The sequence below is a fragment of the Terrabacter sp. R4-6 genome, from assembly GCF_057529065.1.
The window spans coordinates 4,241,347-4,255,430 of sequence record NZ_CP197224.1 but is presented as its reverse complement, the minus strand read 5'-3'; the positions used below and the strand labels follow the sequence as shown (position 1 = coordinate 4,255,430).

The following is a 14,084-nucleotide window of genomic DNA, read 5'->3' as shown; positions in this document are numbered from 1 at the left end:
ACGGGATCCTGAACACCCGGTGACATCGCGCGGTCGGCCCCGAGGCAGGCCCGGGGGCGGGTCTCAGAGCGCCGGCCAACGGCCAGGCCACCGGGCGAGACGGCGTCGCGTCACGAACCGGCGCGGCGTCCCGTCGACGGGGTCGTCGAAGGCCAGCACGGCCGCGAGCAGCTGCAGCGGGGCGCTGAAGTCCTCCGCCGGCACGTCCCGCTCCACCGGGTAGAGGGGGTCGTCGACGATGGGGATGTCGAGCCCCTGGAGCTGGCACCGCAGCTGGTGCGTGCGCCCGGTGCGCGGCGTGAGGCGGTAGAGCCCCAGGTCCGCTCCCGATCCTCCGGGACCGGACGCCGTGCCCACGAGCTCGACGAGCGTCTCGGCGTTGGGCTCGGCCCCGTCGACCTCGTGCGCCTGGTGCGTGCCGTGCTCCTTGACGAGGTGCGTGCGCCGCACGAGGGGCAGGGCGAGCCCGTCGCGGACGGGCGCGACCGCGAGGTACTCCTTGTGGGCGAGCGCCTCCGCGAAGACGCGTTGGTACGGGCCACGCCACCGCTGCTCGGTCGTGAACATCAGGACGCCTGCCGTGGGTCGGTCGAGCCGGTGGGCCGGGGTGAGGCGGTGCTCGCCCGTCAGGACGCGGGCACGGGCCAGGGCGCTCTGCACGACGTGCCGACCCCGCGGCATCGTCGCCATGTCGTGGGGCTTGTCGACGACGACGATCCGCTCGTCACGGTGCAGCACGACGAGCTCTTCGGGGTGCGCGACCTCGACCGGCAGGTCGCGGTGCGCCCACACGGCCGACTGGGGCACGAACGGGGCGTCCGCCGGCACCGGCGCTCCCGAGCCGTCGACGAACTCCCCGGCCTCGAGCATCCGGTCGACCTCGTCGGGCGTGAGCCCGGGCGCGAGCCGCTCGACGAGGTGGTCGCGCAGCGACGACCAAGGGCCTGCCTGCGGCATCCGGAAACGCTGGGCGTCGACACCGTGGCGCGGGGGCAGCGGGGAGGGTGGGACCGGCCCACGCGCCACGTCAGCCGGTCCTCTCAGCCGGCCCGACGCGTACGACCTCGGCCTCGGTGTCGAGGAACGTGCCGTAGGCGGCCGCGGCCGTCTCGACCTCGCGCCACCGGCGCGCCGAGAGGTCGACGAACGGCGAGACCTCGATGACCACGTGCTCCCGCTTCTGGACGCGACGCCACGTGCCGGCAACCTCGCCGTCGACGACGAGCGTCGGCTTGAACACCATGTTGCGCCCGGGCACGACCTTGACGAAGTGCTCGGGCGGCAGCGTCACCTCGCGCGACTTGTAGCCGAGGAGGAACTCGTCCCACTGGGGCAGCAGGTGCACCCCGCCGGGACCGTCGGGGACCGGGCGCGCGTCCACGTGAGTGAGCCACGTCTGCCCGTCGAGCTCCGCGCGCACGATGCGGTCGCCGACGAGCGCGAGCGCCTCGCGCGTGAGTCCGAGCGGCTTGAGGAGCCAGCCGGCAAGGTCCTTCTCCGTGACGGGTCCGTGGCTCCGGACGTAGCGCTCGGCCACCGTCGCGAGTCCCTCCTCACGGGAAGGCTTGCGGGAGTGGGGAACCCACGAGTCGATGAGGACGAAGCTCGGTTGCCTGCCGATGACCGGCCCCTGGCAGATGAGACCGCTCATGCAGTGGTGGCCGATGAGGTGGTAGTTGCGCTGGTCGGTGGGGTCGATGCCGTGGGCGACGAGCAGGGCGGCGACGTCGGGACGGCTCATCGGCTCCCGCAGGTGCTCCTCGAAGAGCCGTCCGGACAGCTCGACGTCGGCCTCGGTGAGGCCGAGCTGGGCGAACCGCGTGGCCAGCGTCGTGCTGCGGGGCGCCGCGAGCAGCTCGCACATCCAGCGGGCGTCCTCGGCCGGGACCCAGTGGATCGTGCCGCGCATCGGCCACGTGCGCACGACCTCGCGGTCGACGACCGCCCGCTCGACCTGCTCGAGCGTCAGGCCCGAGCGCACCCCGAGCGACCACGCGCCGCTGCCGTAGTCCTGGGCCTGCAACGCGCCGAGCTCCCGGGCGACCGCCAGCGCCGACACGGGCCCGTCGCTGCCGAGCGCGGGCGCCAGTCCGAGCGCGGCCATCCGCGTCCGGCGCATCTGCCGGCGGTCAGCCTCGCGCATCAGCTGAGGCAGGCCGGACCGAGGAGGGCCTTGAGGTCACCGAAGAGCGCGGAGGTGGCGTTGACCCGGAGGGAGTCGTCGAGGGACATGAGCACCGAACGCCCGGGCTGGGTCAGCTTGACCTGCACCTCGGTGGCACCGGGGTGCTCCCCCAGCACGCGCTTGAGGCTCTCGGCCACGGCCGGGGTGGCCCGACCGAGCGGGAGGGTCAGCACGACCGGACCGCGCGGGCCCTCCTTGATGTCGGGGATCGTCAGCTCCTGGGCGAAGATCGAGATCGAGTCGTCGCGGGCGCTGATGCGACCCTTGACGGCGCAGACGGTGTCCTGGGCCAGCATCGTCGAGTAGGTCATGTAGGCCGAGGGGAAGAAGAGGCACTCGATGGCGCCGTCGAGGTCCTCGACGGTCGCGATGGCCCACAGGTCGCCCTTCTTCGTGCGCTTGAGCTGGAGGCTCGTGATGAGCCCCGCCACGGTCACCGGCGTGCCGTCGGCCTTGGGGTCGTCGCCCATGAGCGAGGCGATCGAGGTGTCCGCGTGCGTGGCGAGGATGTGCTCGATGCCGAAGAGCGGGTGGTCGCTGACGTAGAGGCCGAGCATCTCGCGCTCGAAGGAGAGCAGGCTGGCCTTGTCCCACTCGAGCGTCGGCACGGGCGGCAGGCCGTCGAAGGCCCCCGGCCCGTCGGCGGCACCGGCGTCGGCGTCGTCGCCGAAGCTGCCGAAGAGGCTGTCCTGGCCGATGGCCTCCTGCTTCTTGACCTCGACGAGCGCGTCGATGTAGCGCTCGTGCACCTCGACCATGCCGCGACGGCTCTCGCCGAGGGAGTCGAACGCGCCGCCCTTGATGAGCGACTCGATGGTGCGCTTGTTGCAGACGACGGCCGGCACCTTCGAGAGGAAGTCCTTGAACGAGGCGAAGGCGCCCTTCTCCTCGCGGGCCTTGATGATGGCCTGCACGACGGGCAGGCCGACGTTGCGGATCGCCGCGAGCCCGAAGCGGATGTCGGTGCCGACGGCGGCGAAGTTGGCGATCGACTCGTTGACGTCGGGCGGCAGCACCTTGATGCCCATGTGCCGGCACTCGTTGAGGTAGAGCGCCGACTTGTCCTTGTCGTCGCGCACGCTCGTCAGCAGGGCCGCCATGTACTCGGCGGGGTAGTTGGCCTTGAGGTAGCCCGTCCAGTACGACACGAGGCCGTATGCCGCCGTGTGCGCCTTGTTGAACGCGTAGTCCGAGAACGGGACGAGGACGCCCCACAGCGCCGCGATCGACGCCTCGTTGAAGCCCTGGGACTTCATGCCCTCGGAGAAGGGGACGTACTCGGCGTCGAGGACCTCCTTCTTCTTCTTGCCCATGGCCCGGCGCAGCAGGTCGGCGTTGCCGAGGGTGTAGCCGGCAAGCTTCTGGGCGATCTCCATGACCTGCTCCTGGTAGATGACCAGGCCGTAGGTCATCCCGAGGATGGGGTCGAGGGCGTCGATCATCTCCTGCTGGAGCTTGCCCTTGAGCTGGGGGTCGAGCGGGACGACCTCCTGCTTGCCGTTCTTGCGCAGCGCGAAGTTCGTGTGGGCGTTGACGCCCATCGGGCCCGGTCGGTAGAGCGCGAGGGCGGCCGAGATGTCCTCGAAGTTGTCGGGCTGCATGAGGCGCAGCAGCGAACGCATGCCGCCGCCGTCGAGCTGGAAGACGCCGAGGGTGTCGCCGCGACCGAGCAGGTCGTAGGTCGCGCGGTCGTCGAGGGTCTTGGACAGCTCGTCGAGGTCGATGTCCTCGTCGCGGTTGAGCTTGATGTTCTCGATGGCGTCGTCGAGGATCGTCAGGTTGCGCAGGCCGAGGAAGTCCATCTTGACCAGGCCGAGCGACTCGCAGCTGGGGTAGTCGAACTGCGTGATGATCTGGCCGTCCTGCAGGCGGCGCATGATCGGGATGACGTCGACGAGCGGCTCGCTGGACATGATGACGCCGGCCGCGTGCACGCCCCACTGGCGCTTGAGGCCCTCGAGGCCGAGCGCCGTCGCGACGACCTCCTGCGCCTGGGGGTCCTCGTCGTGGACGACACGGAAGTCGGCCGCCTCGTTGTAGCGCTTGGAGTCGGGCTTGAAGACGTCGGCGAGCGGCATGCCCTTGCCCATGACGTCGGGCGGCATCGCCTTCGTGAGCTTCTCACCCATCGCGAAGGGGTGGCCGAGGACGCGGCTCGCGTCCTTGAGGGCCTGCTTGGCCTTGATCGTGCCGTAGGTGACGATCTGGGCGACGCGCTCCTCGCCGTACTTCTCCGTCACGTAGCGGATGACCTCACCGCGGCGGCGCTCGTCGAAGTCGACGTCGAAGTCGGGCATCGACATGCGCTCGGGGTTGAGGAAGCGCTCGAAGATCAGGCCGTGCGGCACCGGGTCGAGGTCGGTGATGCCCATGGCGTAGGCGCACATGGAACCGGCACCGGAGCCACGGCCGGGTCCGACCCGGATGCCGTTGCGCTTGGCCCAGTTGATGAAGTCGGCGACGACGAGGAAGTAGCCCGGGTAGCCCTTGGAGACGATGACGTCCTCCTCGAAGGCCGCCTGCTTGCGGGCGTAGTCGGGCACCCCCTCGGGGAAGCGGCGCGAGAGGCCGGTCTCGACCTCCTTGATGAACCACGACGTCTCGTCCTCACCCTCGGGGCAGGGGAAGCGGGGCATGTAGCGCCCCTCGCCCTCGGTGAAGGAGACCTCGCAGCGCTCGGCGATGAGCAGGGTGTTGTCGCACGCCTCGGGCAGCTCGCGCCAGAGGTGACGCATCTCCTGGGCGGACTTGAGGTAGAAGTCGTCGGCGTCGAACTTGAACCGGTTGGGGTCCATCAGGGTCGAGCCGGACTGGACGCAGAGCAGGGCGGCGTGGGCCTTGGCGTCCTCGGCACGCGTGTAGTGCAGGTCGTTGGTGGCCACGAGCGGCAGCTTGAGGTCGCGCGCGAGCCGGATGAGGTCCTTCTGCGTGCGCCGCTCGATGTCGAGGCCGTGGTCCATGAGCTCGACGTAGACGTTCTCGTTGCCGAAGATGTCGCGCAGCTCGCCGGCGACCTCGCGCGCCTCGTCGTACATCCCGAAGCGCAGCTTCGTCTGGATCTCGCTCGACGGGCAGCCCGTCGTGACGATGAGGCCCTTGCCGTAGGTCGAGAGCAGGTCGCGGTCGATGCGCGGCCACTTCGTGTAGACCTGGTCGAGGCTCGCGATGGAGCTCATCCGGAAGAGGTTGTGCATGCCCTGGTTGTTCTCGGCGAGCATCGTCATGTGCGTGTAGGCGCCGCTGCCCGAGATGTCGTCGCGCCCGCCGTCGCCCCAGCTGACCTTGGTGCGGTCGGTGCGGTGCGTGCCCGGCGTGATGTAGGCCTCGACCCCGATGATCGGCTTGACCCCGGTGCCCTGCGCCTTCTTCCAGAACTCGTAGGCGCCGAAGACGTAGCCGTGGTCGGTCGTCGCGAGGGCCGGCATGCCCATCCGCGCCGCCTCGCTGAAGAGGTCGCCGATCCGGGCGGCCCCGTCGAGCATGGAGTACTCCGTGTGCACGTGGAGGTGCACGAAGTTCGGGTCGTTGCGCGGGGCGGCTTCGGTCGACATCGTGGACGAGTCTAAGCCTCCGCGAGGACACTCCTCGGCGTGTCGGGACCGGGTGTCGTGGGCCCGGTGGGCCGAGACGCCGACGACCCCACCGTGCCGACCCGACGGCATACGCCATCAGCCTTGACGGTGAGGTCGAAGGTCAAGCTCTCAGAGGGTCCCGATGATGTCGAGGGCGCGCTGGAGGTCGTCCGGGTAGGTGCTCTCGAAGTGGACGTACTCCCCCGTGCCCGGGTGCTCGAAGCCGAGGCCCACGGCGTGCAGCCACTGGCGGTCGAGCTTGAGCCGCGCCGCGAGCGTCGGGTCGGCGCCGTAGGTCGGGTCGCCGCAGCAGGGGTGGTGCAAGGCCGCGAAGTGGACGCGGATCTGGTGGGTGCGCCCCGTCTCGAGGTGGATGTCGAGCAGGCTCGCGTAGCGGAACGCCTCGATCACCTCGTAGTGGGTCACCGACGGCTTGCCGCTCTTCATCACGGCGAACTTGTAGTCGTGACCGGGGTGCCGGCCGATCGGGGCGTCGACGGTGCCGACGACCGGGTCGGGCAGGCCCTGGACGAGGGCGTGGTACGTCTTGTCGACCGTCCGGCTCCGGAAGGCCTGCTTGAGCCGCGAGTAGGCGGCTTCGCTCTTGGCGACGACCATGAGACCCGACGTGCCGACGTCGAGACGGCTGACGATGCCCTGGCGCTCCGGGGCTCCCGAGGTGGAGATGCGGTAGCCCGCCGCGGCGAGCCCGGACACCACGTCGGGACCGCTCCAGCCGACGCTCGGGTGCGCGGCGACCCCCACCGGCTTGTCGACGACGACGATGTCGTCGTCGTCGTGGACGATCGACATGCCCGGGACCGGCTGGGCGACGACCTGCAGGCCCGGGCGGTCCTCGGCGCGCGGCAGCGACACCTCGAGCATCGAGCCGGCCGAGAGCCGCTCTGACTTCGCGACCGCCTTGCCGTCGATGACGACGTGGCCGTCGGCGGCGAGGTCGGCGGCCTTGGTGCGCGAGACACCGAAGAGCCGCGCCACACCGGCGTCGACGCGCTCGCCCTCGAGGCCGTCCGGCACGAGCACGGTGCGCACGTCAGGCATGGTCGCCCCCGTGGCGCCGCGCCTCGTGCGTCTCGGGCGCGTCGGGCGTCAAACCGGCCTGCTGCGTCATGTCGGTCTCGCCGTTCGTGGTGGTCGCGCCGGTGGTGCGGGCGGTGGTGTCGTCGATGGTCTGTCCGGAGGCCTCGCCGGTCGTGGTCTCGCCGGTCGTGGTCTCGCCGGACTGAGGCTCGGTCGCTGTCGCGGTGGCGGCGCGACCGTGATCGCGCCGGCCGTCGACGCCGATGCCGAGCAGCGCCAGGAGGACGACGAGGCAGGCCGCCGAGACGATCCAGATGTCGGCGACGTTGCCGATGAACCATCGGTTGTAGTCGATGAAGTCCACGACGTGGCCCTGGCCGCCACCCGGCGGGCGGACGAAACGATCCGTGAGGTTGCCGACCGCGGCGCCGAGCAGCAGGCCGAGCGCGACGGCCCAGGCCAGCGACCCGAGCTGGCGAGCGACGACGATGATCGCGACGAGCACCGCGAGGGCGATGCCCGTCATGACCCAGGTGTTGCCCGCCCCGAGCGAGAGGGCCGCTCCGGGGTTGCCGATGAGCTTGAGCCGGATGAAGTCTCCGACGAAGGGACGGGACTCGCCGTCGGCGAGCACGTCGAGGGCGACCATCTTCGTCAACTGGTCGGTGACGAGGGCGAGGACGGCGACGACGCCGAGGACGACGAACAGTCGCCTGCGCCGGTCAGGCGTGGGACGGCTGTCGTCGGCGGGCGTCGAGCTCACGATCTCGGTCGAGGTAGTGGTGGACACGCCGTCGACCCCCGCGCGGGGGGTCGACGTGGCGTGCGTGGACGTCAGTGGCGGTCTTGCTTCTCCTGGCATGTCATGCACAGGGTCGCACGAGGACGGGCCTGAAGTCGAAGCTTGCCGATCGGGTTGCCACAGTTCTCGCAGATGCCGTAGGTGCCGGCCTCGAGCTGCTCGAGCGCGTGCTCGGCCTGGCGCAGGCTCGCGCGAGCGTTGGCGGCGACCGAGATCTCGTGCTCGCGCTCTGCCGTCTTGGCACCGGCGTCCGCCTGGTCGTCACCCGACCCGTCGCCCGAGGCGCGCAGCAGGTCGTCGAGCTCGTCCTCGGCGAGCTTGAGCTCGACGCGGTGCTGCTCGATCTCCTCGAGGAGGACACCGCGCACCTCGCTGATCTCGTCCTCGCTCCAGGGGCTCTCGTCGTCCTTGACCCGCAGCTGCTCGGCGATCTTGCGGGCGCTAGTCCGGTTCGTCGTGGTGCTCGCGGCCTTCTTGGTGGCCGTGCGGGGTCCTGCAGTGGAGCTCGTCGTCACGGATGCCTTCTTGGTTCGGGTCGCCGGGGCCTTGGCGGCGGACTTCGCGCTCGCGGCACCGGCTCGGGTGGACGTCGTGGCGGACGGCTTCTTCGCCGCCGTGGACCTGGTGGTGCTTCCAGCCGCCGGAGCGGACTTCTTGACAGGCGCGGTCTTGGTCGCGGTCTTCTTGGCCGGCGCGGCCTTCGTCGCGGTCTTCCTGGCCGGCGCGGCCTTCGTCGCGGTCTTCCTGGCCGGCGCGGCCTTCGTCGCCGTCTTCTTGACCGGCGCGGCCTTCGTCGCCGTCTTCTTGACCGGCGCGGCCTTCGTCGCGGACTTCTTGACCGGCGCGGCCTTCGTCGCCGTCTTCTTGACCGGCGCGGCCTTCGTCGCGGCCTTCTTGACCGGCGCGGCCTTCGTCGCCGACTTCTTGGCCGGCGCGGTCTTCGTCGCGGACTTCTTCGCAGTCTTCGCCGCAGGCGCCGCCTTCCCGGCTGCGCCCGTCGTCCTGCTCGCGGTGGACCGCTTGGCCGCGGTCGTCGCCGCTGCCGTCTTCTTCGCCGCCATCAGACCCTCCGTCGCTCAATCCGTCGACGCTGACAAGTGGGGCTGACAATAAGCCCCGCACGGGTCGTGCACAAACGCGAAACGCTTATGCGGGCGAAGTGTTCGCTCTTCGGATACACCTCAGGCCGCCCGGGACGATGCCCGGACGGCCTGCGTGCGTCTGTTCGAGGTGGGACTCAGCCCTGGTTGCCGTCTCCGGCACCGGCGTGCGCCGGCTCCTGGACGCTCGAGTCGAGGTCGTGCAGCTGGCCCTCGATGTAGGACTTGAGGTTGCTGCGGTAGTTCTTCTCGAAGCCACGCAGCTCGGCGATCTTGCGGTCGAGCAGGCCCTTCTGCTTGTCGAGCTCCTCGAGCAGGGCCGCCTTCTTCTGCTGTGCCTCGGCGACCATGCCGGTGGCGCGCTCGCGTGCCTCGGTGAGCATCTCGTCGCGCTTGGACGTCGCCTCGGCGATCATCTGGTCGCGCTGCGAGGTGGCCTCGGCGATCATCTGGTCACGCTGGGACGCGGCTGCGGCGGAGATCTGCTCGGCTTCCTGAGTGGCCTTGTCGTGACGGCTCTGCCCGGTGTTGATGAGGTCGTCGTGGCGGGCCTGGGCCGCGGCGAGCAGCTCACGGTGACGGTTCTCGGCCTCGGAGATGAGCTCGTCGCGGCGGGTCTCGCCGGCGGCCACGTGCTCGTCGTGGAGGCGCTGGGCGAGCGCGATGACGCCCGCGGCGTCGACGTTGCCGGTCGCGGCGGCAGCAGCCGGTGCGGCAGCGGCAGCGGCGGCAGCAGGGGCGGCCGCCGGCGCCTTGGCGGCCTCCTCGCGCAGGCGGGCCGCGGTGGCGGCGGCTGCCTCGGCGTCGGCCTGGGCCTTGGCGGCCCGCTCCTCGGCGGCGCGGGCGTTCTCCTGGGCCTTGGTGAGCTTGCCCTCGGCGTCGGCGACCTGGGAGTTGAGGCCGTTGAGCTTGGCCTGTGCGTCGTTGAGCGCCTGCGAGTCGACGGCGGACTTGGCGGCTGCCTCGGCGCGGTCGGCCTCGGCCTTCGCACGGTCGATGCGCTCCTTGGCGACGCGCTCGGCGTTCTCGGCGTCGGCCTTGGCCTTGGCCGCGCGGTCGGTGGCGGCCTTGAAGGCACGCTCCGCGTCCTGGATCTTCGCGGTGAGGCCGCCGAGCTTGGCGTCGTCACCGGGCCGGCCGACGGCCGGCATCGCCGCGGTCGCGCCGTCGGCTCGCACGGCCGACTGGTTCTTGCTCGCGCGGCAGTCGTTGAGCTGCTTCAGGTAGTCGTCACGCTGCTCGATGAGCGAACGCATCTCCGCCACGATCTCGTCCAGGAAGTCGTCAACGTCCCGCTCCTCGTAGCCACGACGGAACTGCGTGGTCTGGAAGTGCTTGTTGAGCACCTGTTCAGGCGTAAGCGCCATGTGTCACCTCGATACAGACGTAATGGTTCGGGTCAACGGTATCTAACGTTCCGGTCACGAACCAAAGCCATGCTCACCGGTCGGCGTGTGGACACCCGCGGTCCGTGCTGCGGGACGGGTGACCGCCGGTCGGTCAGAAGAAGCTCGGCACGTTGAGAGCGAGAGAGGTCAGCAACATCAGGACGAGGAAGCTGAGGTCGAGTCGTACGCCACCGAGGCTCGGTGACGGGATGACCTTGCGCAGGGCGCGCAGGGGCGGGTCGGTCACGGTGTAGACGGCCTCGGCGAGGACCAGGACGACCCCCGTGGGTCGCCACGACCGGGCCAGCACCTGCACCCAGTCGATGACGAAGCGGCCGATGAGGGCGATGAAGAAGGTGAAGACCACCACCCCGTAGATCGTCCAGAACGCGTCCATGTCGGTCAGTGTCCCTGATGTCGGGGCAGGAGTGTGAACCGGGGCCCAGGTCGATGGTCCTGTGACCCCGGTTCGCGCTCACGGCGGTGGACGGTCGGGCTCAGCTCTGGTTGAAGAAACCGCGCGTCGAGGCGGCCGGCGCCTCGGGCTCGTCGGCGGAGATCTCGACGTGGGCGGGCGAGAGGAGGAACACCTTGGAGGTGACCCGCTCGATCGTCCCGTGGAGGCCGAAGACGAGGCCGGCCGCGAAGTCGACGAGACGCTTGGCGTCGGCGTCGTCCATGTCGCTGAGGTTCATGATGACCGGCACCTGGTCGCGGAACCACTCGCCGATGTTCTTGGCCTCGTTGTACGTGCGGGGGTGGATCGTCGTGATGCGGTTGAGCGAACCGACCTCGACGTCGCGCACGACGGCGGCGACCGGCCGCTTCGTGGGCAGCTGCGTCACGGCAGCGGTGTGCTCGGTCTCGTCGTCGTAGCGGTCGGACTCGTCGTACGCGTCGTAGTCGTCGTAACGGTCGTGACGCTGGTCCTCCTCGCTCAGTCCGAGGTACACCATCGTCTTGCGCAGTGCCCCTGCCATGGCCAACTCCCAAAACGTCGGATTGTGATCGTTGACGACGTTACAGAAGTGACGGGCGTGAACCGAGGATTGCCGTGCCGACACGCAGGAGTGTCGCTCCGTGGCGCAGCCCCGCCTCGAGGTCGCCGCTCATGCCGGCGGAGATCCAGTCGGCACCGGGGTGCCGAGCACGTATGCCGTCCGCCACCTCCCGGAGGCGCGCGAACGCCGCGTCGGGGTCGGCACCCAGGGGCGCGACGGCCATGACGCCGCGCAGCTGCAGGAGCTGTTGTGCCGCAACGGCATCCGCGAGGGCCTCCGCGTCGGCGGGCAGGACGCCGCCGCGCGAGGTGTCGCCGTCGAGGCTCACCTGCAGCAGCACCTGGACGGTCCGGTCCGCGGCGTGGGCGCCCTTGGCGAGCGCGCCGACGAGCTTCGGGCGGTCGACCGACTGGACGACGTCGGCATAGCCCGCGACGTGCGCCGCCTTGTTGCTCTGGAGCTGCCCGATGAAGTGGAGGGTCAGGCCCGGCGCGCCGGCCTCCGAGAGGGCGAGGCGGACCTCGCGGAACTTCTCGGCCGCCTCCTGGTCGCGGTTCTCGCCGAAGTGCCGGACGCCGAGCTCGTGGAGCAGCAGCACGTCGGAGGCCGGGAAGTACTTCGTGACGACGACGAGGGTGACGTCGCCGGGATCGCGTCCGGCCTCGGCACAACCGCGCTCGATGCGCTCGTGCACGGCGGCGAGACTGTCGCGCAGCTGCTCCCGCCGGGCCGGGTCACCTCCCGACACCACGCCGGTCATGGACCCACCGGCCGCAGCGCGACGATGCCGGCGAAGCGGCCGGTGCGGCCGTCGCGCCGGTAGGAGTAGAGGTCACCGGTCTCGCGGGTGCATCCCGGAACCCATTGCACCGCGACGTCGGCCGCAGCAAGCTGCTCGACGACTCCGGCTGCCACGTCGATGGCCGGCGTGCCGGTCCAGGAGCGTGCAGCGGCCGCCGCCGAGGTCTCGGCGGCGGTGCGCGCCATCTCGGCGGGGACCTCGTAGCAGCGGCCGCAGACGGACGGTCCCACGGTCGCCGAGACAGTCGTCGCGCCGAGGTCACGCATCGCCGAGACGGCCCGACCGACGATCCCCGCGAGCATCCCGGGGCGGCCGGCGTGCACCGCCCCCACGACGCCGGCGTCGGCATCGTGCAGCAGCACGGGGACACAGTCGGCGACCAGCACCCCGAGGGCGAGATCGGTTGCGCGCGTGACGATTCCGTCGACGGCAGGCGGCTCACCGACCCACGGCCCCTCGACCTGCACGACGTCGGCGCCGTGCACCTGGTTCATGAGGACGAGACGCTCTCGCGGGAGGTCGATCTCGTGGGCGACGGCGGTGCGGTTGCCCTCGACGTCAGCGGGGTCGTCGCCGACGTGCCCGCCGAGGTTGAGGCCGGCATACGGCCCGCTCCCCCGGCCGGCCGACCGGCCCGTGAAGGCGAGGTCGACCGCACGGGCGTCGCCGTCGCTGGGGGTGGTGGTGCGCCAGTAGAACACGATGACAAACCTATCCCGCGGACCCGCCGGGCCCTGCGACGGACCTCCCCGTGGCGGGTCCGGCGCCGGGACGCCGACGGGTGGGAGACGCTGAACGCGTCTCCCACCCGTCGAAGCGGATCTCGGCCTCGGGCCGCCCTCGCTCCTACTTGAGGAAGTCGGGCACGTCGAGGTCGTCGCCCTCGTCGAACGTCACCTGGCGTGGCGGCTGCTGCGCCGGCTGGGCCGCGGGGGCCGGAGCGTGGTGCTGGGGCTGCTGCGCCGGGGTCGCAGGCTGCTGGGTCGGCAGCTGCTGGGCGGGCTGCTGCTGGTGGTGCACCGGAGCCGGCTGGCCCTGCTGGGGCGCTGCCGGCTGCGGAGCGGCCTGTGGCACGCCGTTGGAGTGCTGCGGCGCCGACTGCTGCGGGGCCGGCGTGGCCGGACGCTGCTGGGCCGGCTGCGACCGGCCCATGACCTGTCCGAGGGCGCGGTCGTCGTGCCGCTGGCTGGGGCCGCCGCTGTCGAAGCCCGCAGCGATGACCGTGACCCGGACCTCGTCGCCGAGCGCGTCGTCGATGACCGCACCGAAGATGATGTTGGCCTCCGGGTGCGCGGCCTCCTGGACGAGGCGGGCGGCCTCGTTGATCTCGAAGAGGCCGAGGTCGGAGCCGCCCTGGACCGAGAGCAGGACGCCGTGGGCACCGTCGATGGACGCCTCGAGCAGCGGGCTGCTGATGGCCAGCTCGGCGGCCTGGACGGCCCGGTCCTCACCGCGCGCGGACCCGATGCCCATGAGGGCCGAGCCGGCACCCTGCATGACCGACTTGACGTCGGCGAAGTCGAGGTTGATGAGTCCGGGGGTCGTGATGAGGTCGGTGATGCCCTGGACACCGGAGAGCAGGACCTGGTCGGCCGAGCGGAAGGCGTCCATCATCGAGACGTTGCGGTCGCTGATCGACAGCAGCCGGTCGTTGGGGATGACGATCAGGGTGTCGACCTCCTCGCGGAGGCTGCCGATGCCCGACTCGGCCTGGTTGGCGCGACGGCGACCCTCGAAGGTGAACGGGCGCGTCACGACACCGATCGTCAGGGCACCGAGCTCGCGGGCGATGCGGGCCACGACGGGAGCGCCGCCGGTGCCCGTGCCGCCGCCTTCACCGGCGGTGACGAAGACCATGTCGGCCCCCTTGAGGACCTCCTCGATCTCCTCGGCATGGTCCTCGGCGGCCTTCTTGCCGACCTCGGGGTCGGCGCCGGCGCCGAGTCCGCGCGTCAGCTCGCGGCCGACGTCGAGCTTGACGTCGGCGTCGCTCATGAGCAGCGCCTGGGCATCGGTGTTGATGGCGATGAACTCGACACCCTTGAGGCCGACCTCGATCATGCGATTGATGGCATTGACGCCGCCGCCGCCGATGCCGACGACCTTGATGACGGCCAAGTAGTTCTGCGGTGCTGCTGCCACGAGAGTGGGCCTTCCTGACTGGTGGTGCCGGTGCTGCGGGTGGTCTGGGGG

Annotated in this window: 13 protein-coding genes; 1 reads left to right on the top strand and 12 read right to left on the bottom strand. The window is 70.7% G+C overall.

Annotation, left to right across the window (positions count from 1 at the left end):
* Nucleotides 1–63: 63 nt before the first annotated feature.
* The 6 genes from ACSSS0_RS19660 to ACSSS0_RS19635 form a co-directional block, all read right to left on the bottom strand.
* Nucleotides 64–957 carry a pseudouridine synthase gene (locus ACSSS0_RS19660; RefSeq protein WP_487229313.1) on the bottom strand — a complete coding sequence of 298 codons (894 nt, stop codon included), beginning with the start codon at nucleotides 955–957 and terminating at the stop codon, nucleotides 64–66.
* A gap of 70 nt (nucleotides 958–1,027) precedes the next feature.
* The gene (locus ACSSS0_RS19655; RefSeq protein WP_487229312.1) at nucleotides 1,028–2,143 is read right to left on the bottom strand and encodes a winged helix DNA-binding domain-containing protein; all 1,116 of its coding nucleotides are present in this window, start codon (nucleotides 2,141–2,143) and stop codon (nucleotides 1,028–1,030) included.
* Nucleotides 2,143–5,736, bottom strand: a complete 3,594-nt coding sequence (gene dnaE / locus ACSSS0_RS19650) for a DNA polymerase III subunit alpha (RefSeq protein WP_435986323.1) — start codon at nucleotides 5,734–5,736, stop codon at nucleotides 2,143–2,145. Before dnaE ends, ACSSS0_RS19655 begins: the two co-directional genes overlap by 1 nt.
* A gap of 150 nt (nucleotides 5,737–5,886) precedes the next feature.
* Nucleotides 5,887–6,819 carry an RluA family pseudouridine synthase gene (locus ACSSS0_RS19645; RefSeq protein WP_487229311.1) on the bottom strand — a complete coding sequence of 311 codons (933 nt, stop codon included), beginning with the start codon at nucleotides 6,817–6,819 and terminating at the stop codon, nucleotides 5,887–5,889.
* Nucleotides 6,812–7,588, bottom strand: coding sequence for a signal peptidase II (gene lspA, locus ACSSS0_RS19640; protein ID WP_487229310.1), 777 nt, complete (start codon nucleotides 7,586–7,588; stop codon nucleotides 6,812–6,814). Before lspA ends, ACSSS0_RS19645 begins: the two co-directional genes overlap by 8 nt.
* Before the next feature lie 44 nt (nucleotides 7,589–7,632).
* Nucleotides 7,633–8,115, bottom strand: a complete 483-nt coding sequence (locus ACSSS0_RS19635; protein WP_487229309.1) for a TraR/DksA family transcriptional regulator — start codon at nucleotides 8,113–8,115, stop codon at nucleotides 7,633–7,635.
* Between ACSSS0_RS19635 and ACSSS0_RS19630 the strand changes: the two genes are divergently transcribed.
* Nucleotides 8,099–8,707: a hypothetical protein gene (locus tag ACSSS0_RS19630; RefSeq protein ID WP_487229308.1), complete on the top strand. Its 609-nt coding sequence runs from the start codon at nucleotides 8,099–8,101 to the stop codon at nucleotides 8,705–8,707. The genes ACSSS0_RS19635 and ACSSS0_RS19630 overlap by 17 nt on opposite strands.
* A gap of 130 nt (nucleotides 8,708–8,837) precedes the next feature.
* On the opposite strand, the gene ACSSS0_RS19625 is transcribed toward ACSSS0_RS19630, so the two are convergent.
* The 6 genes from ACSSS0_RS19625 to ftsZ all read right to left on the bottom strand — a co-directional run bounded on the left by ACSSS0_RS19625 (nucleotide 8,838) and on the right by ftsZ (nucleotide 14,033).
* Nucleotides 8,838–10,067 carry a DivIVA domain-containing protein gene (locus ACSSS0_RS19625; RefSeq protein WP_435986327.1) on the bottom strand — a complete coding sequence of 410 codons (1,230 nt, stop codon included), beginning with the start codon at nucleotides 10,065–10,067 and terminating at the stop codon, nucleotides 8,838–8,840.
* Nucleotides 10,068–10,200: 133 nt separating this feature from the next.
* Nucleotides 10,201–10,485 carry a YggT family protein gene (locus ACSSS0_RS19620; protein ID WP_020144665.1) on the bottom strand — a complete coding sequence of 95 codons (285 nt, stop codon included), beginning with the start codon at nucleotides 10,483–10,485 and terminating at the stop codon, nucleotides 10,201–10,203.
* A 100-nt stretch (nucleotides 10,486–10,585) separates the two neighbouring features.
* A complete protein-coding gene (locus tag ACSSS0_RS19615) occupies nucleotides 10,586–11,068 on the bottom strand; it encodes a cell division protein SepF (protein WP_435986328.1) in 483 nt (160 codons plus the stop codon).
* A gap of 40 nt (nucleotides 11,069–11,108) precedes the next feature.
* Complete coding sequence (locus ACSSS0_RS19610; protein ID WP_487229307.1) at nucleotides 11,109–11,849, bottom strand: YggS family pyridoxal phosphate-dependent enzyme; 741 nt, start codon at nucleotides 11,847–11,849, stop codon at nucleotides 11,109–11,111.
* Complete coding sequence (pgeF, locus tag ACSSS0_RS19605; RefSeq protein ID WP_487229306.1) at nucleotides 11,846–12,592, bottom strand: peptidoglycan editing factor PgeF; 747 nt, start codon at nucleotides 12,590–12,592, stop codon at nucleotides 11,846–11,848. The genes ACSSS0_RS19610 and pgeF overlap by 4 nt, the downstream gene beginning before the upstream one ends.
* 145 nt (nucleotides 12,593–12,737) lie before the next feature.
* Nucleotides 12,738–14,033 carry a cell division protein FtsZ gene (gene ftsZ / locus ACSSS0_RS19600; RefSeq protein ID WP_487229305.1) on the bottom strand — a complete coding sequence of 432 codons (1,296 nt, stop codon included), beginning with the start codon at nucleotides 14,031–14,033 and terminating at the stop codon, nucleotides 12,738–12,740.
* Nucleotides 14,034–14,084: the final 51 nt, after the last annotated feature.